The organism is Streptomyces smaragdinus, assembly GCF_009604385.1.
GTDB lineage: Bacteria > Actinomycetota > Actinomycetes > Streptomycetales > Streptomycetaceae > Streptomyces > Streptomyces smaragdinus.
Window position 1 is genome coordinate 39,338 of record NZ_WEGJ01000018.1, and the last position, 20,990, is coordinate 60,327.

16 protein-coding genes are annotated in these 20,990 nt (G+C 73.9%); 13 read left to right on the forward strand and 3 right to left on the reverse strand.

Translation table 11 applies throughout. The features are described 5' to 3' along the window. Positions 1-5 precede the first annotated feature (5 nt). A complete protein-coding gene (locus SRB5_RS21320; RefSeq protein ID WP_153454425.1) occupies positions 6-1,628 on the forward strand; it encodes an outer membrane protein assembly factor BamB family protein in 1,623 nt (540 codons plus the stop codon). On the opposite strand, the gene SRB5_RS21325 is transcribed toward SRB5_RS21320, so the two are convergent. Beyond that, the gene (locus SRB5_RS21325; RefSeq protein WP_153454427.1) at positions 1,601-2,560 is read right to left on the reverse strand and encodes an ACP S-malonyltransferase; all 960 of its coding nucleotides are present in this window, start codon (positions 2,558-2,560) and stop codon (positions 1,601-1,603) included. The two genes, SRB5_RS21320 and SRB5_RS21325, sit on opposite strands and share 28 nt — an antisense overlap. Before the next feature lie 149 nt (positions 2,561-2,709). On the opposite strand from SRB5_RS21325, the gene SRB5_RS21330 reads away from it, so the two are divergent. Genes SRB5_RS21330 through SRB5_RS21365 form a run of 8 tightly spaced genes read left to right on the forward strand, consistent with a single transcriptional unit; the run spans position 2,710 to position 13,570 of the window. Continuing rightward, positions 2,710-4,527 (forward strand): fatty acyl-AMP ligase, encoded by a 1,818-nt coding sequence (locus SRB5_RS21330; protein WP_228390277.1) that lies wholly within the window; start codon positions 2,710-2,712, stop codon positions 4,525-4,527. Beyond that, positions 4,521-6,257 (forward strand): acyl-CoA dehydrogenase family protein, encoded by a 1,737-nt coding sequence (locus SRB5_RS21335; protein WP_153454431.1) that lies wholly within the window; start codon positions 4,521-4,523, stop codon positions 6,255-6,257. Before SRB5_RS21330 ends, SRB5_RS21335 begins: the two co-directional genes overlap by 7 nt. A 35-nt stretch (positions 6,258-6,292) precedes the next feature. Further along, positions 6,293-6,583: an acyl carrier protein gene (locus SRB5_RS21340; RefSeq protein ID WP_153454433.1), complete on the forward strand. Its 291-nt coding sequence runs from the start codon at positions 6,293-6,295 to the stop codon at positions 6,581-6,583. Then, positions 6,583-9,525 (forward strand): type I polyketide synthase, encoded by a 2,943-nt coding sequence (locus SRB5_RS21345; RefSeq protein ID WP_153454435.1) that lies wholly within the window; start codon positions 6,583-6,585, stop codon positions 9,523-9,525. Before SRB5_RS21340 ends, SRB5_RS21345 begins: the two co-directional genes overlap by 1 nt. Before the next feature lie 19 nt (positions 9,526-9,544). After that, entirely contained in the window at positions 9,545-10,573 is a 1,029-nt protein-coding gene (locus tag SRB5_RS21350) for a 3-oxoacyl-ACP synthase III family protein (RefSeq protein WP_153454437.1), read from the forward strand. Between the two features lie 6 nt (positions 10,574-10,579). After that, entirely contained in the window at positions 10,580-12,496 is a 1,917-nt protein-coding gene (locus SRB5_RS21355; protein ID WP_153454439.1) for an HAD-IIIC family phosphatase, read from the forward strand. Further along, positions 12,489-12,719 carry a phosphopantetheine-binding protein gene (locus SRB5_RS21360; RefSeq protein WP_153454441.1) on the forward strand — a complete coding sequence of 77 codons (231 nt, stop codon included), beginning with the start codon at positions 12,489-12,491 and terminating at the stop codon, positions 12,717-12,719. Before SRB5_RS21355 ends, SRB5_RS21360 begins: the two co-directional genes overlap by 8 nt. Further along, positions 12,716-13,570 carry a 4'-phosphopantetheinyl transferase family protein gene (locus SRB5_RS21365; protein ID WP_153454443.1) on the forward strand — a complete coding sequence of 285 codons (855 nt, stop codon included), beginning with the start codon at positions 12,716-12,718 and terminating at the stop codon, positions 13,568-13,570. Before SRB5_RS21360 ends, SRB5_RS21365 begins: the two co-directional genes overlap by 4 nt. Positions 13,571-13,640: 70 nt before the next feature. Here the strand turns inward: SRB5_RS21365 and SRB5_RS21370 are convergent, their stop codons facing one another. Then, complete coding sequence (locus SRB5_RS21370; RefSeq protein WP_153454445.1) at positions 13,641-14,663, reverse strand: LuxR C-terminal-related transcriptional regulator; 1,023 nt, start codon at positions 14,661-14,663, stop codon at positions 13,641-13,643. Positions 14,664-14,832: 169 nt separating this feature from the next. On the opposite strand from SRB5_RS21370, the gene SRB5_RS21375 reads away from it, so the two are divergent. Continuing rightward, the gene (locus SRB5_RS21375; protein WP_153454447.1) at positions 14,833-15,030 is read left to right on the forward strand and encodes a hypothetical protein; all 198 of its coding nucleotides are present in this window, start codon (positions 14,833-14,835) and stop codon (positions 15,028-15,030) included. A 36-nt stretch (positions 15,031-15,066) separates the two neighbouring features. Here SRB5_RS21375 and SRB5_RS21380 read toward each other — a convergent pair whose 3' ends face one another. Further along, positions 15,067-15,774 carry a 4'-phosphopantetheinyl transferase family protein gene (locus SRB5_RS21380; RefSeq protein WP_153454449.1) on the reverse strand — a complete coding sequence of 236 codons (708 nt, stop codon included), beginning with the start codon at positions 15,772-15,774 and terminating at the stop codon, positions 15,067-15,069. Positions 15,775-16,104: 330 nt separating this feature from the next. On the opposite strand from SRB5_RS21380, the gene SRB5_RS21385 reads away from it, so the two are divergent. The 3 genes from SRB5_RS21385 (at position 16,105) to SRB5_RS21395 (ending at position 20,988) form a co-directional block, all read left to right on the forward strand. Further along, a complete protein-coding gene (locus tag SRB5_RS21385; protein WP_194292983.1) occupies positions 16,105-16,950 on the forward strand; it encodes a metallophosphoesterase family protein in 846 nt (281 codons plus the stop codon). 156 nt (positions 16,951-17,106) lie between these two features. After that, positions 17,107-19,788, forward strand: coding sequence for a LuxR C-terminal-related transcriptional regulator (locus tag SRB5_RS21390; RefSeq protein ID WP_153454451.1), 2,682 nt, complete (start codon positions 17,107-17,109; stop codon positions 19,786-19,788). Between the two features lie 216 nt (positions 19,789-20,004). Then, positions 20,005-20,988, forward strand: coding sequence for a polyprenyl synthetase family protein (locus SRB5_RS21395; RefSeq protein WP_153454453.1), 984 nt, complete (start codon positions 20,005-20,007; stop codon positions 20,986-20,988). Positions 20,989-20,990 lie beyond the last annotated feature (2 nt).

A 20,990-nucleotide genomic window follows, 5' to 3' on the forward strand; every position in this document is an offset into this window, starting at 1 on the left:
CGGCAATGCACATCCTCCACAGTCCGGGGCGGAGGGCGGTACGCAGACTCGCGCTGCTGGCCGTCTGTGTGCTCGGCGCCACCCTGCTGTCCGCACCATCGAGCTCGGCCGCGAAGCCCCACGGCCCGCGTCCGGTCCTCGGCAACGAGTGGCCGGTCTTCGGCCACGACCTGTCCAACACCCGCTCCAACCCGGCCGAGACGCAGATCACCCCGCGCAACGCCGGGCGTCTCAAGGCCAAGTGGACGTACCGCACCCACGGCGACGTCTCCGCCACCCCGGCCGTCGTCGGCGGCGCGGTGTACTTCCCCGACTGGGGCGGCTATCTGCACAAGCTCGACGCCGCCACCGGCGAGCAGATCTGGTCCCGGCGGATATCCGAGTACAACGGCGCCGAGGGCTCCGTCTCCCGTACGAGCCCCGCCGTCGTCGACGGCACGGTGTACATCGGGGACTACGACCACGCCTTCCTGATGGCCGTGGACGCGGCCACGGGCGACCTGGTGTGGCGCAGGAAGCTCGACGACCAGTTCCTCGCGGTCCTCACCCAGTCGCCCGTGGTGTACAAGGGCGTCGTCTATCAGGGCGTCTCCTCCCGCGAGTCGGAGATGATGGGCGCCGACCCGACGTACGAGTGCTGCGTCTTCCGCGGCAGCATGAACGCCGTCGACGCGGACACCGGCGAGGTGCTGTGGCGCCGCTACACGGTGCCCGACAACGGCGGACAGCCCGGCGGATACAGCGGGGTGGCCGTCTGGGGGCCGCCCGCGATCGACCCGCAGACCAACACCGTGTACTTCACCAGCGGCAACAACTACCAGCTCCCGCAGGACGTCAAGGACTGCCAGGCGGCCGGCGGCACCCCCGGCGAGTGCATGGCCGAGGACAACTACGTCGACTCGGTCCTCGCCCTGGACATGGCCACCGGCAACGTCAAGTGGCACACCGGGGCCAAGCGCTTCGACGCCTGGAACAGCGGCTGCGTCGTGGGCCTGCCGCCCGACAACTGCCCCACCGGCCACGGCGGCGACTACGACTTCGGCGACGGCGCCCATCTGTTCACCATCAGGCGCCCCGACGGCACCCTTCGCAAGGTGGTCGGCGCCGGTGAGAAGAGCGGCGAGTACTGGCTGATGGACGCTCTCACCGGCGAGATCATCTGGTCCGCCGCGGCCGGCCCCGGCGGACACGTCGGCGGCATCATGTGGGGCACCGCGTACGACGGCAAGCGGGTCTACCTCACCCAGTCCAACTTCGACCGGCTGGACTACACCCTGGCCGACGGCACCGTGACCAAGCGCAGCTCCTACGTCGCCCTCGACCCGCAGACCGGGCGCATCCTGTGGCAGGTCGCCGACCACACCGACGGCTTCGCCTGGGGCGCGCTGACGGTCGCCGGCAAGGTGCTCTTCGCCAGCTCCACCAGCGGCCGGATGTACGCCATGGACGCCGCCACCGGCCGCTATCTGTGGGAGTTCGACGGGCCCTACTCGTCCAACGCCGGCCCCGCCGTGGTCGACGGGACCGTCTACTGGGGCAACGGCTACTTCCGCTTCGCCAACGGCGGCGGCACCACCGGCAGCACCACGGAGGGAACGTTCTACGCGTTCACCGTCGACGGCAACTGACGCCTGACCGGCCGCATCACCAGCTGCGGCGTGACCGGCACCACCAGGAAGGCGCGGGTGGTGCCGGTCACCCGGGTGAAGAGCCGGTCCTCGCCCGCCACATGGAGCGTGCCGATGTCCTGCGCCGCCAGCGCCGCCCGCACCACGGGCCAGCGCACCGTGCGCGTGAAGCCGTCGACGAGCATGCGCCGCACCTCGTCCCCGGTGGTCAGCAGCCGGCCGTCCTGGTCGGCGACCACCGGGAGCGCGGGATCCGACCACGTCAGCCCCGCGAAGAGCTCCGCGTCCACCCGCTCGCCCAGCGCCGCGAAGAGATGGCTGTGCATGGGCGGCTTCATCGTGTACAGCGGCATCCCGCCCAGCGACCGGATCCGGCGCTGCAGATCCTCCAGGATCCCCTCGCGCACGGTCAGCATCACGAAGTCGTCGTCGACCTGGCAGGCCAGATCGTTGAACTCGCCCTGCCCGTCCAGCTCCGCCCGCAGCTCCGCCAGCTTCGCCTCCGGCAGCCGGGCCATCGACTGGGTGACCAGCTCCGGGTGCTCGGCGGCGAAATACTCGTCCATCATGTCCGCCAGCCGCGCCGTCATCACCACCGCGTCGGCGAAGCCCAGCACCCCGGAGTACACCGCAGCGGCCCGCCCGCCGAAGCTCGGCCCCGCCACGAGCCGCGGTCGGATCCCGAGCACGTCCTCGGCCCAGCGCGCCATCGCCAGACAGTTGACGACGAACGCCAGCTGCCCGGCGGGGGAGTAGTCGCCCGCCGCGCTCTGGTAGCGGTCCGTCAGCCGGTAGCCCAGCACCTCGTCCGCCGTAGCCAGCAGCTCCCGGGCGTGTGCGTTGATCAGCATGAACTTGGCCACGTTCGCGAACGGCGTCGGCCCCATCCCGGGGAAGACGATCGCCGTTCCGTGCCTGTCAGGAGTCTCCATACGGGCAGGATCGGCGTCTTCGTACCCGCGCCATACCCCTGCCCGCCCCCAGGTCCGGCGTCCAAGGGGGGCTTTAGCGCGCGCGCAGAACATCGCCTCAACGAGAGGTCCGTGTTCCGGGGGACCCGCACCGAGATGGGATGCCGGGGATGTCACAGTCGCGCTTTTCGTCCTTCACCCAGCTGCTCAAGTCCCGGGCCGCCGAGCTGCCCGACGCGGACGTGCACGTCATGCTGCGTGACACCCGCAGCGGGGTGCGGGCGGAGCATCTGACGTACGGAGAGCTGGACCAGCACGCCAGACGGATCGCGTCGGCCCTCCAGGAGTACGGCGCCGGCCAGCAGCCGGTGCTGCTGCTGTACGCCTCCACCGTCGAGTTCCTGAAGGCCTTCGCGGGCTGTCTGTACGCCGGCGCCGTCCCCGTACCGGCCCCGCTGCCCGGCGAGGCCGGCCACGGCAAGAGCCTCAACCGCACCACCGGCGTGCTCAAGGACACCGGCGCCGCCGTCGTCCTCACCGAGCTGGACTCCGCGCCCGAGGTCGCCCTGTGGCTGGCCCGTGCCAGCCGCCGCGACGCGGCCTGCGTGGTCACCGACAGCCCCGGCACCGGCGACGCCTCCGCCTATGTCCCGGTCACCGTCCGCCCGTACGACCTGGCGTTCCTGCAGTACACCTCGGGGTCGGTCTCCGAACCCCGGGGCGTGATGGTCTCCCACAAGAACCTCCTCGCCAACCAGGCCGCGCTGCAGAAGCTGCTGGACACCACCGCCGGGGACGTCTTCGGCAGCTGGCTGCCGCACTTCCACGACATGGGCCTGGTCGCCCATCTGCTGCACCCCGTCTGGCTGGGCAGCCACTCCGTGCAGATCTCCCCGATGTCGTTCATCAAGCGCCCGGTGCGCTGGCTGCAGGCCATCGACGAGTACGGCGTCACCGTGGGCGGCGGCCCCAACTTCTGCTACGACCTGTGCGCCTCCCGCGTCACCGACGCCCAGGTCCGCTCCCTCGACCTGTCCCGCTGGCGCCTGGCCCTCAACGGCGCCGAGCCCATCCGCCCCGAGTCCCTGCGCGCCTTCACCGAGCGCCTGGCCCCGGCCGGACTGCGCGCCGAGGCCGTGTTCCCCTCGTACGGGCTGGCCGAGGCCACCCTCGTCGTCACCGGCGGCGTCCCCGGCGAGGCGCACGTGGAGAAGGAGTTCGACCAGGGCGCCCTCGAGCGCGACAAGGTCAGCGAATCGCGGCCCGGACACGCCGGGCGCACCCTGGTGGGCTGCGGCAGGCCGGTGGACGTCGAGGTACGCATCGTCGACCCCATCACGTACCACGAACTGGAGCCCGGCAACGTCGGTGAGGTGTGGCTGCGCGGCGAGGGCATCGCGCGCGGCTACTGGAAGCGGCCCACCGAGACCGTACGGACCTTCCGCGCCACCCTCAACGAGGAGGAGAGCAACTTCCTGCGCACCGGCGACCTTGGCCTGCTCGACGGCGAGGAGCTGTACATCACCGGGCGGCTGAAGGAAGTCATCATCATCAACGGCCGCAACGTCTACCCGCAGGACGTCGAGTGGGCCGTGAAGTCCGTCAGCCCCGCCCTCACCTTCGGCGCCGGCGCCGCGTTCTCCGTCGAGGGCGGCCGCGAACAGCTCGTCCTCGTCCAGGAGGTGCGGGTCGCCGGCAGCACCCCCGACTCGCTGCGCACCGTGGCGCAGAAGATCCAGGAACTCATCGGCAAGGACTTCAACATCCCCGCCGGGAACGTGCTGCTGGTCCGCCCCGGCACGGTGCGCCGCACCACCAGCGGCAAGGTGCAGCGCACCCTCATGCGCGACCTCTTCGAACAGGGCGTGCTGCGCGGCGAGTACGAGGTCCTCACCCCCGAGGTACGCGCGCTGACCAGGGCCGACGACACCCTGCTCGGCGAGGACCTGTTGCGGCCCGAAGTCGTCGTCGAGAGCCGGCCATGGTGACAGCGCTCGCCGGGACCCCGGCGGCACAGCAGCGCGAGGCCGCCGTCCGGACCCGGGTCGCCGAACTCGAGGACCGCCTCGGCGACCCGACCGACCCCGTCAACCCGCTCGGCTACACCACCCTGCTCCTCGCCGACCGCGCCGCGGTGCCCTTCGCCGCCGGCGAGGCCGCGCTGGACGACTTCGGGCTGCTCGCCGAGTACGTGCCCGTCGAACTCGGCGGCCGGCTCGCCGGCGTCGACGGACTGGTCCGGGTGATGCGCCCGGTCATGCGCCGCGACGTGGGCCTGGCCATGGGCTACGGCTTCACCAGCTGCATGGCCGCCTGCGACGTGTGGATGACCGGCACCGAGGCGCAGCGCACCTGGCTCGCCGGACTGCTGCTGTCCGGCCGCAAGGCCGCCATCGCCCAGCCCGAGACCGCGCACAGCAACGACTACGTCCGCAGCCATGTCACCGCCCGCCCGGCGCCCGGCGGCTACCTGCTCTCCGGCGCCAAACAGATGATCAACAACCTGGGCCGGGCCGCCGCCCTCGTCCTCTTCTCCCGCACCGACCCCGTCCCGGGCCGCCGCAGCCACACCGCGCTGCTCCTGGACCCCGAACGGCTGCCCGCCGAACGGGCCGTCGTCACCCCCCGCCGGCCGGAGGTGGGGCTGCGCGGCTGCCGGTTCGCCGGCGTCACGTTCGACGACTGCCCCGTACCCGAGTCCGCCCTCCTGGGACCCGACGGCAGCGGCATCGACACGGCCCTGCGGTCCTTCCAGATCACCCGCACCGTCGTCGCCGCGATGTCCGTCGGCGCCGTCGACACCAGCCTGCGCACCGCCGTGCGCGCCGCCCACGACCAGTCCGGCGGCTGGCGCCGCGGCTCCGACCGCTCCGGCGCCACCACCGCGCTGGCCGGCGCGTTCGTCAACCTGCTGCTGTACGACGCCCTCGCCGTCGTCGCCACCCGCGCCCTGCACGTCCTGCCGGCGGAGACGAGCGTGTACTCGGCGGCGCTCAAGTACCTGCTGCCCAAGGTCCTCACGGAGAGCATGTACGACCTGTCGATCGTGCTGGGCTCCGGCTTCTACACCCGCGACGGCATCCTCGGCATCTTCCAGAAACACGTCCGCGACGTGCCCGTCCTGAGCCTCGGCCACGCCGGGACCGTCGCCTGCCAGGCCACCGTCATCCCACAGATGCCCCGGCTGGCCCGCGGCTCCTGGTTCACCCACCCCGAGGCCCCCGAGGCGCTGTTCCAGGTACACGGCGACCTGCCGCCCCTGGAGTGGGACCGGCTCGCGCTCGCCTGCGGCCGCGACTCGCTCAGCGCCTCCCTGATCGCCCTCACCGAACGCGTCCACGGCCTCGGCGCACCCGAACGCGCCCTGCGGGGTTACGCACAGGCCCTGGTCGGGGAGCTGCGCGACCTGCGGGCCCGGGTGCTGGCCGCCGACGCCACCGACCACCACGCCGTGAACTTCGCCCTCATGGACCGCTACGCCCTGCTGCTCGCCGCCGCCGCCGTCCTCGGCGTCTGGTACCACGCCCGGTACGGCGGCGACCCGTTCCTCGCCGACCCGTGCTGGGCCGCCGCCGCACTGCACGCCGTGGCCCGCCGTCTCGGCACCCGGGTCGCCGGTCTGCCGGCGGAGTGCGACCTGCGGATCCGCCAGGAGGTCCAGCTCCGCTTCGCCGCCCAGTCCAGCTACGACCTCTACAACACCCCCGTACCCGGCTGACCGGCGTCGCCCGCCCGAGCCACGAAGGAGCAACGATGAGCACCCTCGACACCGACCGGAACAACGCCGGCACCGTGAACGCCCACGACTGGCTGCTCGACCGCCTCGCCCTGTATCTGCGCCGCGCGCCCGACACCGTCTCCCCCACGGTGCCGCTCGCCGAGTACGGCATGGACTCGGTCGCCGCGCTCAGCCTCTGCGGCGATCTGGAGGACGAGTTCGGCCTGGACGTCGAGCCCACCCTGCTGTGGGACCACCCGACGGTCGACAGCCTCACCACGTATCTCACGGGCGCCCTCGGGGCGGCCGCGGAGGACCGCGTCTGATGGACGAGATCGCCGTCGTGGGGATCGACTGCGCCTTCCCCGGCGCGACGGGCACCGAGGCGTACTGGACTCTGCTGATGAGCGGCGGTGACGTCATCGGCCCGGTGCCCGGGCAGCGCTGGGACCCGGCGGACTTCCCCGGCACCCCGGACAGCGGCGGCTTCCTCGCCGATGCCGACGCGTTCGACGCCGACTTCTTCTCCGTGGTGCCGCGCGACGCCGCCGCCATGGACCCGCACCACCGGCTGCTGCTGCACTGCGCCTGGCGCGCCCTGGAGAACTCCGGGCGCGCCCCCGGCGAGCTCGCCGGCAGCGACACCGGCGTGTTCGTCGGCGTGATGGGCGGCGAATGGGGCCGGCTGACCGTGGGCGGTCACGGCCGGATGACGCCCCAGCACGGCGCGGGCTCCAGCGCCGGGATGGCCGCCAACCGGATCTCGTACCACTTCGACTTCACCGGCCCGAGCCTCGCCGTGGACACCGCCTGCTCCTCCTCGCTGGTCGCCGTGCACCTCGCGGCCGGTGCGCTGCGCGCCGGGGAGTGCGACACGGCTCTGGCCGGCGGCGTCAACGTGCAGCTGTCGCCGGCCCTCGGCGAGGTGTACGCGCAGATGGGCCTGGCCGCCCGCGACGGCCGCTGCAAACCGTTCGGCGCGTCCGCCGACGGCATCGGCCGCGGCGACGGCGTGGGCCTGGTCGTGCTGCGCCGGCTCGGCGACGCCATCGCCGACGGACAGCGGATCTACGCGGTGCTGCGCGGCAGCGCCGTCAACCAGGACGGCCGCTCCAACGGCATCACCGCCCCCAACCGCTGGTCCCAGCAGCGGGTGATCGACGCCGCGTACCGCCGCGCCGGAGTGGCTCCGGCCGACGTCCGCTTCCTCGAGGCCCACGGCACCGGCACCGCGCTGGGCGACGCCATCGAATGCGCGGCGCTGGGCACCGTGCACGGCGTGGAGCGGGCCGAACCGTGCGCCATCGGCTCCGTCAAGGGCAACCTCGGCCACACCGAGGGCGCCGCCGGCATCGCCTCCCTCATCAAGACGGCGCTGGCCCTGCACCACGGCATCGTGCCCGCCAGCCGCTACGCCGACCAGGAGAACCCCCAGCTCCGCCTTGCCGCCCGGGGCCTGCGCCTCCTCAAGTCGCCGCTGCGCCTCCCGCCCGGCGAGAGCGTCGCCGGGGTGAGCAGCTTCGGCATGGGCGGCACCAACGCCCACGCCGTCCTCGCCACCGCGCCGCGCACCCGCGGCCCCGGCCGGCGCCCCGCCCGCGCGCGCGGCGAACGCACCGCCGGCTTCGGCGTGTTCACCCTCTCCGCCGACACCCCCGAGGCGCTGGCCCGCAATCTCGCCGCCCAGGCCGAGGCCGTGGCCCGCCGTCCGCGGGGCCGCGCCACGGGACTGTGCTGGAGCAGCAACCTGGTCAAGACGGGCCTGCCGTACCGGTTCGCCGTCGCCGCCCGCGACAGCGCCGGGCTCACCGACGAGCTGCGCGCCGCCGCCGCGGGGGAGGGCCACGAGCCCCACCGGCCGTGGCGGGCGCCGGTGGTGGCGCTGCTGTTCACCGGCCAGGGCGCCGAGTTCCCCGGCATGACGGCCGGGCTGTACCGCGACTCGCACACCTACCGCCAGCATCTGGACGAGGCCGACAAGGCCATCGCCCCCCATCTGGGCCTGTCGGTACGGGAGCTGGTGCTCGGCGGCGACGAGCGCGTGCTTGAGCCCCGCTACGCCCACCCCGCCTCCTTCGCCGTCGGCTGGGCGCTCGCCGCCACCCTGGGCTCGCTGGGCGTGCGCCCGGCCGGGGTGCTGGGCCACAGCGCCGGCGAGTACGCGGCGGCGGTGCACGCCGGCGCCCTCGAGCTCGACGAGGCCGCCCGGCTGGTGGTGCGCCGCGCGGAGCTGATGGCCCGGCTGCCGGACACCGGCGGCATGCTCGCCGTCGGGCTGGGCGCCGAGGAGATCGGCCGGCGCCGCGACGAGGCCGGCGACGCCTGGCGCGACGTCACTCTCGCGGTCGTCAACGGCCCCCACGACACCGTGCTCTCCGGCCCCCGGGACACCCTGCGCGGGCTGGCGGAGCGCTTCGCCGCCCAGGGGGTCCGCACCCGGCTGCTCGCTGCCGCCCGCGCCTTCCACTCGCCCGACGTCGCCCCCGTGGCGGCGGAACTGCGGACGGAGCCCGTGGCCTGCAACCGGCCCGTCGTCCCGTACGCCTCCACCCGCTACGGCCGCCTCCTCGGCGAGGAGCCCCTGGACGCCGCGTACTGGGCCGGCCAGGCCGAGCGGCCGGTGCTCTTCGACGACGCGCTCGGCGCCCTCGTCGCCACCGCCGCCCCGACGCATCTGATCGAGGTGGGCCCCCGCCCCCAGCTGCTGCCGCTCGCCGGCCGCACCGGGCGGGTCGCGGGCCTGGACCTGCTGCACCCCGCGCACGGCCCCGACGCGGCCGGCCGGGAGCTGGCCGAGCTGGTCGCCGCGCTGTACCGGGGCGGCCTCGACCCGGTGTGGGAGGCGCTCTACGCCCCCGAGGAGCGGGTGTCCGAGCCGCTGCGCCCGTACGAGTTCGCCACCGGCCACCGCTTCTGGGACCGCCAGGCCGGCCCCGGCGAGCCCGCCGCCGCCCCGGTCACCCGGCCGGACGACGACCCGGGGGCTGCCGGGAGCGAGGGGGACGAGCCCCCGGACGAGGTGCTGGCGGCGGTCACGGCCGCCGTCGCCGAGGTCGGCGGCCACGCCCGGGAGAAGGTCGTGCGCGGCGCCCGCTTCTACGAGGACCTCGGCTTCGACTCGGTCATGATCATGCAGCTCAAGGACCGGGTGGAGCACCGGCTGCCGCAGGCCGGTGAAGTGTCCGTCCAGGAACTCCTGCCCGCGCTGCGCTCCGTCGGCAGCCTCGCGGACTTCCTGAGCGGGCTGGTCATGGCCAACACGCGATGAGGAGCAGGAGAGGACCCGAATGGGCCCCAGCACGGCGGCGACCGCCTACATAGCTGCCACCGGCACCGCCCTGCCCGGCGACCCGGTGGACAACGCGACGCTCGGCAAGGCACTGGGTGTCAGTGAGGAGTGGATCGACCTGTTCGTCGGCACCCGCAGCCGCCACTTCGGCTGGGACCTCGCCACCGGCGAGGTCCGCAGCACCCTCGCCGACCTGTGCGCGGAGGCGGGGGCGCAGGCCATGGACGCGGCCGGACTGGAGCCGTCGGACATCGGGTTCGTGGTGCTCGCCACCGCCACCCCGGACGCCCTGCTGCCCACCACCGCCACGGTCGTCGCCGACATGCTCGGCCTCGACCACCTCCCGGTGCTCCAGCTCCAGTCCGGCTGCTCCGGCGCCGTCCAGGCCCTGGACGTCGGCCGCGCCATGCTCACCGCCGGCCGGGGCGCGGGGCTGCTGCTCGGCGGCGACGTCACCAACCGGTTCATCGCCCGGCGCGGCAACGCGGCCCGGCTGCCGTCGGAGGAGCTGGTGAACCAGGTGCTGTTCGGCGACGGCGCCGGCGCCGCGGTGCTGGCCGCCGACCCCGCCGCCGAGGGCGTGGCCGTACGGGGCGTCCTCAACCGGTGCACCGGTCAGGGCCGGGCGCCGGGACAGTTCCTCGACTGGTACGGCGTCAGCGACCGGCACACCGAACGCCGGCTCCTCGCCGAGGACTACAAGGCCATCGAGGAGCACGTACCGGTGATCTCGGGGGAGATCCTGTGGGAGCTGCTGGGCTCCCTGGGCTGGTCCGCGTCGGACGTCGACTATCTGCTGCCCCCGCAGCTCTCCGGCCGGATGACCGCCAGGATCACCGAACGGCTCCCCGCCCCCGCCGTCGGCGAGGTGTCCTGCGTGACCGAGACCGGCAACACCGGCAACGCGCTGCCCTTCCTGCAACTCGACCTGCTGCTGCCGCGCCTGGAGGCCGGACAGCGGGCGCTGGCCGTGACGGTGGAGTCCAGCAAATGGATCCGGGCGGGCTTCGCCCTGGAGAAGGTGTGAGGCCCCATGACCAAGGGACTGGACCGGCTGCGCGACCTGCGCGCCCAGGGACTGCTGGAGAAGGCGTACGACGAGGTGCCCCGGCTGCTCGCCGGGGAGACCGGCGAGCCGGAGGTCGGCGGCCTCGAACTGCGCACCGCCGGCCGGCTGCTGGCGGGCGTGGACCCGGCGGCGGTCCTGGCCCACCGGCCCGCCACGCCGGTGATCACCGTCGCCGTCACCGGCTCGTGCACCGTCGGCCCCGTCCGGGACCCGCTCACCGCGGAGCTCGCCCGGCACGGGATGCTGGCGCGGACGGTGACCGGCGACCACGGTGCCTGGCTGCGCGACCTCACCGACCCCGCCGGCGCCCTGCGCGCCGCGGACCCGGAGTTCACGCTGTGCCTGCTGGACGCGGGCGCGGTGTTCGCCGAGGTGCCCGTGCCGTGGCGGCCGGAGGACGTCGAGGAGGCCGCCGGGCGGCTGGTGGACCGGCTCGCCGCGATCGCCGCCGACTGGCCGGGGACGCTGGTGCTCAACACCCTGCCGCTGGAGCGCAGGTACACCCACCAGCTCGTCGACCACGCCTCCCGCGCCCGGCTCGGGGCCCTGTGGCGGGACGCCAACGCCCGGCTGCTGCGGCTGGTGGAGAGCTCCCCGCGCGTGGTCGTGATCGACCTCGACCCGCTGCTGGGCGGCGCCGTCCCGGTCGCCGACCCCCGCCTCGCCCAGTACGCCGCCGTCAATCTGGGCGCCGAACTGCTCGCCGGCTACGCCCGGGAGGTCGCCCACCTGGTCCGGTCACTGCGCGGCCGTACCCGCAAATGCCTGGTCCTGGACCTGGACAACACCCTGTGGGACGGCATCCTCGCCGAGGACGGACCCGAGGGCGTCGCCGCGTCGGGCAGTCTGCGCGGGGAGGCGTTCCACACGTTCCAGCGGGTGGTGAAGCAGCTCGCCGCCCAGGGCGTGCTGCTCGCGGTGAACAGCAAGAACGACGCCGCCGCGGTGCGTGAGGTGCTCACCGGCCACCCCGACCTGCTGCTGCGCGAGGACGACTTCGCGGCCGTACGGGCCAACTGGGCGCCCAAGGACGCCAACCTGAGGGAGATCGCCGACGAGCTCGGCCTCGCCCCCGACGCGTGCGTGTTCGCCGACGACACGCCCGCCGAACGCGCCCAGGTCCGCCACGGCGCCCCCGACGTCGCCCTGGTGGCCCTCGGCGCCGACCCCGCGCTGCACACCACCGCGCTGCTCGCCGACGGCTGGTTCGACACCCCCGCCCTCACCGACGAGGACCGCGCCCGCGCCGGCCGCTACCGCGGCGAGCGCCGGCGCCGGGAACTGCGCGCCGGCACCGGCTCGTACGAGGAGTTCCTGACCGGCCTGGACACCCGCGTCGACCTCGGCCCGCCGCGCGCCCACGAGTTCCCCCGCCTCGCCCAGCTCACCCAGCGCACCAACCAGTTCAACCTCACCGGACTGCGGCTGCGCGAGGACGAACTGCGCGCGTACGCCGCCGACCCCGCCCACCGGCTGCTCCTCGCCGCCCGTACCGCCGACCGGTTCGGCGACCACGGGCTGACCGGCGCGCTGCTGGGCCGCTACCACGAGTCCGCCGGCGTGCTCGAGCTGGAGAACATGTGGCTCAGCTGCCGGGTGCTGGCCCGCGCCATCGAACAGGCCTGCTTGGCGGCCCTGCTGGCGGCCGCCCGCGACGACGGGCTGAACGCCGTCGAGGCCCGCTGGCTGCCCACGCCCCGCAACCACCGGGCCCGCGGCTTCTACCCGTCCTGCGGCTTCGAGGACGTCACACCCCCGAACCGGGACCCGGCCGCGGGCGAACGGCGGTACCGACACGACCTGACCCGGCTGCCGGCCATGCCCGACCATGTGCGCGTGGACCCGCCCGTACTGGAGAGGACGGGCCACCGCGATGGATAGCCTCCACGGGCTCATGGAGCTCGTCCGCGACGACCTCGGCGTGCCGCTCGACATCCCCGGGGACGCGGACGCCGATCTGGCGGACCTTCCCGGCTGGGACTCGCTCAACCTGCTGCGGCTGGTGATCCTGCTGGAGGAGAACGGCCACCCGGTGCCCGTGCACCGGCTGCTCCTCGCCCGCAGCCTCCATGAGATGTACACCCTCGTGAAGGAGCGGCGATGACTGCCCCGGGCAACTCTCCCCTCGGCCCGCCGCTGAGCGAGCCCATCGCGGTCACCCCGTGGGGGAACACCTGGGACCAGGTCAGGGACGAACTGGCCGGGCACGGCAGCGCGATCGTGCACGCCAAGCTCAGCGACCTGGAGCCCGAACTGCCCGCCGGCCAGGACCTGCGGACGCTGCTGGGCCGGGACTGGACCCGGTACATGGACCTCACCCACGCCGACGTGCGCAACCGGTACGCGGCCTCCCGGATGCTGCTCAAGTACGCGGCCGGCGCCGTGCTGCGCGGCGACCCCGACGACCTGGAGCTCGCGTACGGGCCGACCGGACGGCCGTACCTGCGCGGCTGCGACCAGATCGACATCAGCCTCAGCCACACCGAGGACCTGCTGCTCGTCGGCCTCACCACCCGCGGCCTGATCGGCGTCGACGCCGAATGGGCGGACCGCGACATGTACGACGCGGGCCTGGGCCGGCACATCTGCACCCCGTACGAGCTGATCCTGCTCGCCGGCATGCCGGCGGGGGAGGAGCGCAACCGGGGGCTGGTGCGGCTGTGGACGCTGAAGGAGGCGTACAGCAAGGCCATCGGTCAGGGCATGCAGTTCCGGTTCACCGAGTTCGGCTTCGGACCGGACGGCCGGCCCGTCCGGGTGCAGCGGCCCGACGGGACGCCCGGCACCGGGGACGAATGGCTGTTCCGTACCTTCGTCCTGAAGAGCGGCTACTGCGTGAGCGCCGCCGTGTACGACGCGGGGTTCGGACCGCTGCGCGATCCGGAGATCACCACCATGCTCGACCAGGACTGCGTCGACGCGATCAACGAGGCGCTGGACGAAGAAGATGATTGACGGAGAATTGACCGAACCTTTGTTGTTCCGTTAATTCCCGTTGAGAACTGAAGGGCGTTCCGGGAAGAGATCACAACTCGTTTCCCAGAACGCCCTTCTGTGCCGCGTTGAATCCCGCCTGGAAGCGGCTGGTCGCCTCGAGTTCCTCGGTGATCTCCGCGATGTGCCGGCGGCAGGTACGGACCGCCATGCCGAGCCGGCGGGCGATCACCTCGTCCTTGAAGCCCCGGGCCATCAGCCGCAGGATGGCCTGCTTGACGTCGTCCGGAGCGGCGCTCGCCTTCTGCGACTCCACCACGAACGTCGAGCCGCTGTCCCACAGATACTCGAAGACGGCGCACAGGAACGCCACCAGGGTCGGCTCCCGCACGATCGCCGCCCCGGGCGGGCGTTGCTCGGGGTGACGCTCCGGCAGGAAGGCGACCTCCCGGTCGTAGATGATGAGCTTGTCGATCACCTGGTCCACCGTGCGGACCTCCGCGCCGCGTTCGGTGATGTCGCGTACATATGCCCTGGTCGTCAGGTCGGTCCGGGCCGTGTGCTGGTAGATGGTGCGTACACAGACGCCACGGTTGAGCAGGCTGTGCGAGGACTCGCGGGCCCGGACCAGCACCTCCGGCGGCCGGGCGCCGCCCGGGTGCACGCTCATCAGCTCGTGGGTGCAGTGCTGGCTGAAGTGGTCCAGCAGCGACTGCACCCGCTCCGCGTCGGTGACCACGTCGAACGACTCGAGACGGTTGCGCAGCCGCCGGCCCTCGTAATACAGCGGTGCCAGGGACTGGAGCCTGCCCCGGATGTCGTCCGCCGCCTGCTGGAGATCGCGTATCTGCCGCTCGGCCGGGCCGACCAGGGTGGCTGCCGCCGCATCCGGCGCGACCGGCACGAGTTCGCCGGGCCGTCCCGGCATCGGCTGGAGTAAGCGGAGGCGGGTCAGCACCTCCAGGACGTGCTCCACCTCCGCTGGTTCGAGCGAGAGTTGATCTGCGATGTCGTCCCGCGCGAACTGGCCGATCTTTACGGCGAGGCCATAAGCGGCGGCGCTCAGATCGTCCAGTTCGGCAAAACTCGAACCGGAGTCGGCGGCCGCGAACATTCCCTGTCCCCCTCCGCAGGCGAAATTGCTGCCATGCAACTTTACGCCAGCGTGGGGCCCTTGGTGAACCACTTCTCAACTGTCAGGGTAACGGTGTCGAACCTGACGCGGAACCCGATTGAAGCAACACTCGAGTAAGTTCGTTGATACTTTCAAGTTGGGGGAGAACGTGAGAGTCACTTTCCGTCATTTCCGGCCGGCGGCGCTGCCCGTGACGGGCGCCGTGCTCCTGCTCGCCCTTGCCGCGCTCCTGGTGCTCGCCGCCCTGTCCACGACGTCCGCCGGCGGTGCGCGGGCTGACGACCAGTGGCCCACTCCGCCGAAGCCCGTGGTGGGCGCCCTGTCCGCCCCGGCCGGCGTCCGGTGACGGTCAGTGCCGGTGGTGCCCGTCAGTTGAGGTGAGTCACACAGCGCTCCCCGTCCGTGCACGGGGGGCGCTTTCGTGTGTCCGGACCCGGGCGGGCACCCAGGTGGCGCTCACGACCAGCCCGCCGGCCGCGGCCCAGCGTCCGGCGAAGCCCCGCGGGGCGCCGGCCGGCAGCGTCGCCCGGTCGGGCAGCAGCGCGGCGCGGAACGCACCCGTGGCGGGGTCGACCGCCACCAGCGCGTCGTGGAAGTCGAGCTCGTGGCCCGTCAGGGGGAACCAGGTCTTGTAGACCGCCTCCTTGATGCTGAACAGCAGCCGGTCCCAGCACACCTCGGGCCGCGTGCGGGTCAGCGCGCGCACCCAGCGGAGCTCCTGGGGCAGGGCGATGGACTCCAGGAGCCCGTCGGGCAGCGGGGCGTTCGGCTCCGCGTCGATGCCCAGCGCGGCGAGGTCGTCGCCGTACGCCAGGGCGGCGGCCCGGTAACCGGCGCAGTGGGTCATGCTGCCGACGACGCCGGGCGCCCACTGCGGTACGCCCCGGTGGCCCGGCAGGACCGGCCCGGGTGCCAGGCCGAGCCGCGCCATCGCCTGCCGGGCGCACCAGCGCACCGAGGCGAACTCCAGCCGGCGCTTGGTCACCGCATGGGCGACCAGCGCCGCCTCGGCTGGGTGCAGCGGGGCGTCGGCCGGCTCCGACGTCGTCTCCACGGTCGCGACACAGGCCGGCACGATCTCTGTGAGCATGATCTTCTCCGATGAGCGGTAGCGGTCGGTGGGTCTTCCGGCCGCTTGTGGCGGCCTGTCCCCACACTCCCGCCGCCCGCCCCGCCCCGCCATGATCCACGGGCCCGCCCGCCACGGCCGCCCGCCGCGACCACCGGAAACACACCGAGGGCTGCCATGGGGCGGACACCGCCGCGCGGGACTGCCCGTCGACTGCTGTACGGGACAGGTATCTTGCTATGCGCTTGCCATGTCGCGAAACGCGCCGCCAATCGTTTTCCCCGCGCGTCACCGGGTCTGCGGGGCGGCATAGGGGTATTTACGCGGACCCGCCTGTTCTAGCCTCACGGGATGCCGCACGGAAAGCTCATGGGCATCAGCGATCTGCATGTCGGGCATCCCGAGAATCGAGCGATTCTCGAGTCACTGAGCCCGCAGAGCCCGGACGACTGGCTGGTGGTCGCCGGAGATGTCGGGGAATCCCTCGACGGCGTCGCCTGGGCGCTGCGGTTGCTGCGCGGCCGGTACGCCGAAGTGGTGTGGGCGCCCGGCAACCACGACCTGTGGACCATGCGCGACGACCCCGACCGGCTCCGCGGCGAGCAGCGCTACCTCGCCCTGGTGGCACTCTGCCGTGAGCTGGGCGTGCACACGCCGGAGGACCCGTACCCCGTGTGGTGCGGCGAGGGCGGACCGCTCGTGGTGGCACCGCTGTTCCTGCTGTACGACTACACCTTCCGCACCCCCACCGCCGGCTCCCGCGAGGAGGCGCTGGCCGAGGCGTACCGGACCGGTGTGGTCTGCAGCGACGAGTTCCTGCTGCACCCCGACCCGTACCCCAGCCGACAGGCCTGGTGCGCGGCGCGGGTGGCCCGCACCGAACGCCGCCTCGCCGACTGCGATCCCGCCCTGCGCACCGTGCTCGTCAACCACTTCCCGCTGGTCAGACAGCCGACCCGGATCCTGCGCCACCCCGAGTTCGCCCAGTGGTGCGGCACCGCGCTGACCGCCGACTGGCACACCCGCTTCCGCGCCGCGGCCGTCGTCTACGGCCATCTGCACATCCCCCGCACCACCTGGTACGACGGCGTCCGCTTCGAGGAGGTGTCCGTCGGCTACCCCCGCGAATGGCGGGCCCGCGCCGGCCGCCCCGACGCCCCGCGGCAGATCTTCCCGCCGCCCACGCAGGCCCCTTGATGCAGGGGAACTTCCGGTCACCGTGCGGGTTGCCGCGGCGCTTCTACACTGAATCGCAGAATATGCCGGAAGCCGTCTCCCTTTCTGCCCCGGCGAATGCCCGAGCCTCGGACTGCCGGGAGTCACGAGAAACCGGCATGGGCTCTGGGGGATTTCATGGTGCTGGTCCAGCTCGACGCGGAACTCGACTTACTGGAAACGGCGCTCGACGCCGCGGAGGCAGGCCGCTCCACTCTCCTGCTCGCGGAGGGAGCGGTCGGCTGCGGAAAGAGTGAATTCCTGGAAACGGCGGCGGTACGGGCCGCCTGCCGCGGCGCGCTCGTCCTGCGCGCGTTCGGCGACGAGACCGAGCGCCAACGCCCCCTGGGCGTGCTCGGCCAGCTCGCCCACGGCGCCCGCACCGCCGGCGCCGAACTGCCGCTGCCCCGGGACCCGGAGACGGCGGGACACCTCGAACACCGGCAGGCCTTCGCCGCCGGCGTGCACCGCCTCACCGTGCACAACCCGGTCGTCGTCTGTGTCGACGACCTGCACCACGTGGACGATCTGTCCCGGCGCCACCTGCTCCATCTGGTCCGGGGCAGCCGGATGGCCCGGCTGCTCCTGGTGTACACGACGCCCCTGCCCACCGGCGGCGGCGATCCGCTGCTCGGCACCGATCTGCTGCGCCAGCCCCATCTGGTGCGCGTACGCCTGGAGCGGCTGCGCCGGGACGCGGTACGGGTCCTCCTCGGCGGCCGGGCCGGCGCCGACGCCGACCGCATGCACCGCACCAGCGGTGGCAACCCGCTGCTGCTGCGCGCCCTGCTGCAGGACCCCCGCTGCCGGCCCGCCGGCCACTACGCCCAGGCCCTCCTCGCCTGCCTGCGCCGCTGCGGCCCCGACGCCGGACAACTCGCCGCCGCCGTCGCCGTACTCGACGGCCACGGCGGACCCGGGCTCGCCGCCGAACTCGCCGGCGGTCCCGGCACCGCCGCCCGGGCCACCGCCGCGCTCACCGCCGCGGGACTGCTCGACGGCGCCCGCCTCTGCCACCCCGCCGCCCGCGACGCCGTCCTGGCCGACCTCGACCCCGGCGACCGGCGCACCCTGCAACGCCGCGCCGCCCGGCTCGCCCACGCGGCCGGCGCCCCCGCCCCGGTCGTCGCCGCCCAGCTGATCGGCGCGCGGCACACCGCCGAGGACTGGGTGCTCCCGGTCCTGCGCTCCGCCGCCGGACAGTTCCTGGCCGACGGCGCGCCCGAGCTGGCCGCCGCCTGCCTGGAGCTCGCCCACGAGGCCGGCCCCGACGAGGCGCACCGGGCGGACGTACGGATCCGGCTGGCCACCGTCGCCGCCCGCACCGACCCCGCCGCCGCCGAAACCCATCTGGCGTCCCCCCTGGAGGCCGCCCGCGCGGGCACCGGAGAACGCTCCTGGCTCGGCGCGCTGGCCCGCACCCTCGCCGCCCAGGGCCGGGTGGAGGAGTCCGCCGAGGTGCTGACGCGCCTGGGCCGCCGTCCGGCCGCGGCTCCCGCCTCCGACGACCGCCGCCCCGATCCCCTGGACGGCCTCTCCGCGTTCCCCCGGTGGGCCGCCGCCGAACCCGAACGCCCCGCCCACCCCTCCGCCGCCCAGCGCCCCGTGCGCGAAGGCGTCCACCCCGCCGCCCTGTGGGCCGTGCCCGACCGCGACCGCGAGCCCGGGGCCGCGCACGCCGCCGAGCTGTACCTGCGCGGCGCCGCCCTCACCGACGACACCGTCACCCCCGTCGTCCAGGCCCTGCGCGTCGTCCTGCACGCCGGCGGCGCGGAGCAGGCGCTGCCGTGGTGCGAGGCGTTCGCCGCCCGCGCCGAACAGCGCGGCGCCGGCGGCTGGTACGCGGCGTTCGCCGGACTGCTGGCCCGGGCCCGGCTGCGCCTGGGCGATCTGGACGCCGCGGCGGGAGCGGCGGCCGGCGCGCTGGCCGCCGTGCCCGAACGCGGCGGCAGCGCCCTGCTGTGCGGCGTCGCCGGCACGCTGGTGCGGGCGTACACCGCGATGGGGCGGCTGGACGAGGCCGCCGGCGTGCTCAGCCGGCCCGTCCCCGACTCCCTCGCCGGCAGCGTGCACGGGCTGGCGTATCTGCGCGCCCGCGGCCAGCACGCCCTGGCCACCAGCCGGTTCCACGCCGCCCTGGGCGACTTCCTGGACGTGGGCCGCCGGACGAAGGCGTGGTCGCTGGACCAGCCCCGGGTGCTGCCCTGGCGGCTCGACGTCGCTGCCGCGCTGCTGCGGCTGGGGGAGACCCACCAGGCCGACCGGTTCCTCGCCGACCAGATGGCCACCCGCGACGCCCACGACCCGTGGCTGCGCGGGATGACGCTGCGGCTGCGCGCCGAGCTGTGCGACCCCCGCGAGCGCCAGGACGTCCTGGCCACGGCGGTCGACGAGCTGCGCCGCTCCGGTGACCGCTACCAGCTCGCCCTGGCCCTCGCCGACTTCAGCGAGGCGCTGCTCGCCCTCGGCGAACCGGCCCGCGGCGGCATGGTGGGCCGGCGCGCCTGGCATCTGGCCCGCGAGTGCGGGGCGGACACCCTGTGCGAGCGGATCCTCCCCGGGCACGTGCAGGAGGCCGCCGCGGCCGCGGACGACGGACAGCCGTCGGGCGCGGACCTGGTCGCCACGCTCAGCGAGTCCGAGAAGCGGGTCGCGATGCTCGCCGTGTACGGGCACACCAACCGGGAGATAGCGCTGAAGCTGTACATCACGGTGAGCACCGTGGAGCAGCATCTGACCCGGGTCTACCGCAAGCTGGACATCTCCGGCCGGGCGGAGCTCCCGGTCGATCTGCAGCTGGCGGCGGCGGAGTTCGCGTAGGACCCCGGGCGCGTGGGTCCCTGCCGCGCGCCCGCACCATCCCGTATGGCAAGGGCATAGCAACCCCGCCGCCCCGCGCCCGTCGTATGGCTGAACCCCCGGACCTCCGCGCGCCCCGCGCGCCCCCGTTGTGCCCGAGCCGCCCCCGCGGGGCCGGGTTCACGGGGCCGCGGCGGGAAGCTCGGTCATGACAGCACCCACCGGAAGGGCGCGATCATGACCACAACCACCCACCCCCAGCGGTGGCCCGACGCCTCCCCCGAAGAGCAGCGCGCGGCGCTCCTCGGCCGGGTCGACGAGGAGCTGCACGGGCTGCTGTCCAAGGAGTTCCGGTGCCGCCGCACGGCGCAGCCGCGGGCCACCACCCTCATCGAGGGCATCGCGGAGCTCGTCCGCGCCTCCGACGAGCGGGTCCGCCCGGTCATCTGTCTGACGGCCTTCCTCGCGGCGGCCGGCGACGGGACCGACGCCGTCGGCGAGGAGCGCGTGAACGCCGCCGTGACCGCCTGCGCCGCGCTGGAGCTGCACGACACCTGGCTCCTCGTCCGCTCCGACGTCCGCGACAACGCCCCCATGCGGCGCGGCGTTCCCACCCTGCACATCAGCCACGCCGCGCAGCACGAACGCAGCGGCTGGCGCGGCGAGTCCCGCCGCTTCGGCGAGGGCACGGCCGTACTCGCCGGCGATCTGGCCCTGTCGTACGCCGACCGCCTCGCCCGCCGGCTGCCGGAGCCCGCCTGGCGCTGGTGGGACGAGCTGCGCACCGAGCGCACCCTGGGTGCCCAGTCGGACGCCGCGTCCGCCACCGAGTACCTCGACGACGGCTGGCCCGGCCGCTGCGCCACCGGCTGCACGAGCGGCTGCGCCGCCGGCTGGTACGGGGTGCGGCACGCGCTGCGCATCGGCGTGACGCTGGCCGGGCGGGACGGCGAACTGGCCGCCCCCTTCGACGAGTACGCCCGCGCCGTGCACGCCGCGTGGCGGCTGCGGGGCTTCCTCGAGGGCGGCCAGGGGTACGACGCGGACGCGCTGTTCCTGCGGGACGTGGGCTTCCTCGGCAACGGCCGCGAGCCCGCCGAGCAGACCATCGCCGAGCTGGTCGACCGGGCGCTGGAGGCCGTGGACGCGGCCCCGCTGGCCCCGGGCTGGCGCGCCGAACTGGGGCGGCTGGCGCTGCGGGTGTCCGGATGCGAGTGGTGAGG

Excerpts from the sequence above, each read along its gene's own strand:
- SRB5_RS21390 (WP_153454451.1), top strand. The coding sequence starts at position 17,107 with ATGGTGCTGGTCCAGCTCGACGCGGAACTCGACTTACTGGAAACGGCG.
- SRB5_RS21355 (WP_153454439.1), top strand. The coding sequence starts at position 10,580 with ATGACCAAGGGACTGGACCGGCTGCGCGACCTGCGCGCCCAGGGACTG.
- SRB5_RS21320 (WP_153454425.1), top strand. The coding sequence starts at position 6 with ATGCACATCCTCCACAGTCCGGGGCGGAGGGCGGTACGCAGACTCGCG.
- SRB5_RS21330 (WP_228390277.1), top strand. The coding sequence starts at position 2,710 with ATGTCACAGTCGCGCTTTTCGTCCTTCACCCAGCTGCTCAAGTCCCGG.
- SRB5_RS21325 (WP_153454427.1), bottom strand. The coding sequence starts at position 2,560 with ATGGAGACTCCTGACAGGCACGGAACGGCGATCGTCTTCCCCGGGATG.
- SRB5_RS21345 (WP_153454435.1), top strand. The coding sequence starts at position 6,583 with ATGGACGAGATCGCCGTCGTGGGGATCGACTGCGCCTTCCCCGGCGCG.
- SRB5_RS21360 (WP_153454441.1), top strand. The coding sequence starts at position 12,489 with ATGGATAGCCTCCACGGGCTCATGGAGCTCGTCCGCGACGACCTCGGC.
- SRB5_RS21370 (WP_153454445.1), bottom strand. The coding sequence starts at position 14,663 with ATGTTCGCGGCCGCCGACTCCGGTTCGAGTTTTGCCGAACTGGACGAT.
- SRB5_RS21335 (WP_153454431.1), top strand. The coding sequence starts at position 4,521 with ATGGTGACAGCGCTCGCCGGGACCCCGGCGGCACAGCAGCGCGAGGCC.
- SRB5_RS21385 (WP_194292983.1), top strand. The coding sequence starts at position 16,105 with ATGCCGCACGGAAAGCTCATGGGCATCAGCGATCTGCATGTCGGGCAT.
- SRB5_RS21365 (WP_153454443.1), top strand. The coding sequence starts at position 12,716 with ATGACTGCCCCGGGCAACTCTCCCCTCGGCCCGCCGCTGAGCGAGCCC.
- SRB5_RS21340 (WP_153454433.1), top strand. The coding sequence starts at position 6,293 with ATGAGCACCCTCGACACCGACCGGAACAACGCCGGCACCGTGAACGCC.
- SRB5_RS21350 (WP_153454437.1), top strand. The coding sequence starts at position 9,545 with ATGGGCCCCAGCACGGCGGCGACCGCCTACATAGCTGCCACCGGCACC.
- SRB5_RS21395 (WP_153454453.1), top strand. The coding sequence starts at position 20,005 with ATGACCACAACCACCCACCCCCAGCGGTGGCCCGACGCCTCCCCCGAA.
- SRB5_RS21380 (WP_153454449.1), bottom strand. The coding sequence starts at position 15,774 with ATGCTCACAGAGATCGTGCCGGCCTGTGTCGCGACCGTGGAGACGACG.